Source organism: Symbiopectobacterium sp., from assembly GCF_051710365.1.
Classification (GTDB): Bacteria; Pseudomonadota; Gammaproteobacteria; order Enterobacterales; family Enterobacteriaceae; genus Symbiopectobacterium.
In genome coordinates, this window is the sequence record NZ_JBPETA010000364.1 from 1 (window position 1) to 1,252 (window position 1,252).

Annotated in this window: 3 protein-coding genes; all 3 read right to left on the reverse strand. The window is 42.8% G+C overall.

From position 1 onward, the window contains the following. Nucleotides 1-105: 105 nt before the first annotated feature. Nucleotides 106-522 carry an HDOD domain-containing protein gene (locus ACTBDZ_RS17915; RefSeq protein WP_438816281.1) on the reverse strand — a complete coding sequence of 139 codons (417 nt, stop codon included), beginning with the start codon at nt 520-522 and terminating at the stop codon, nt 106-108. Between the two features lie 177 nt (nt 523-699). After that, entirely contained in the window at nt 700-1,119 is a 420-nt protein-coding gene (locus ACTBDZ_RS17920; protein ID WP_438816282.1) for an EAL and HDOD domain-containing protein, read from the reverse strand. Nucleotides 1,120-1,151: 32 nt separating this feature from the next. Continuing rightward, a partial coding sequence (locus ACTBDZ_RS17925; protein ID WP_438813920.1) for a hypothetical protein occupies nt 1,152-1,252 on the reverse strand: 101 nt, incomplete at its 5' end.

A 1,252-nucleotide genomic window follows, 5' to 3' on the forward strand; every position in this document is an offset into this window, starting at 1 on the left:
CCTTGTTATAGGAGGGCCAGTTAGTGATTTTAAAATTTTGTTTTGCCATGGAGACCTGATTTTGAAACAACTATGGTGATCTGTTCCGATGATTACCCAAACTTTCTATTTATTCAACAAAGCCTCAAGGATGGCTTCAAGCGGGGAGAACAGACCACATAAAAAAGCATTGATCGGGTCATCTTTCTTATTCTGATGCAGCGAAATAAGTTCACAGCACTTCGCTCTTAACAAACTCAACCGATACAATTCAAAGGATTTATCTTTATCACTTTGGCTGGTTATCGTCACCAGTGAGAGAAATCGGCGCAACTCTTTTTGTCCCAGCAGCATAGCAATGTAGCGAAAATTAGCCTGAAGTGGCATCAGGCTTAAGTTGCTGCGCAACCTGATATTATTGACATATCGCATTGCTTTGTAAGCGAGTGATACATCTTTACTGAGCAATTTTTCGATCTGATCGTAATTTAGCTCCTGTTTGTTTACCTCACTAAGTAGCTGCAATACATTGTAATTATTCACTGATAGTCGGCGTGACTGAATGATTTCTGGTTTGCTGAAAAAGTATCCCTGAAAGAGTGAAATACCTAATTGCTTTGCCTGAGAAGATTGTTCATGCGTCTCAACTTTTTCCGCAAGAAAGGTGATGTGCCGGTAGGGGAGTTTGTTGATGTAGGATGCAATATCAGCAAAGGATGACTACATGAGATCGAATTTGAGCACATCAATGTAAGGTAGAAAACGATCCCATTCGGGAGCCATCAAAAAATCGTCCAGCGCGAGCTTAAAGCCTCGCTTTTTCAACCGTTTTACCGAGGCCAGCAAGGTGTCATCAGGCGGTGCATTTTCCAGAATTTCCAGTACGACCTTTTCTGGCGGTAGCGCCTCAACGAGACCATTGGTAATCATCTGATGTGGAACGTTGATATAGCTGATGTGATCGTCAACCAGCCGACTTAGTGAATTCGTTAAAAACTGTTCCGTTATGATTTGTGCGGTGGCGTATTCTGGAGTGACATCAGGGAACGAATTGCGAATACCATCTCGGAAGAGCAGTTCATAAGCGACGGGCTGGAGGTTCTTATTTAAAATAGGCTGACGCGCAACAAATGAATACATAGTAACCCTCTAAATAGCTGTTCCTAATACCGCTACACTTTTGCCTGTCCATGTTTTCCACTGGGAAACGGGCTGACGGTTTCCATGAAGCGGCGAACCTTGTTCAGTAACTGCCACATTGAACAGCATTGAT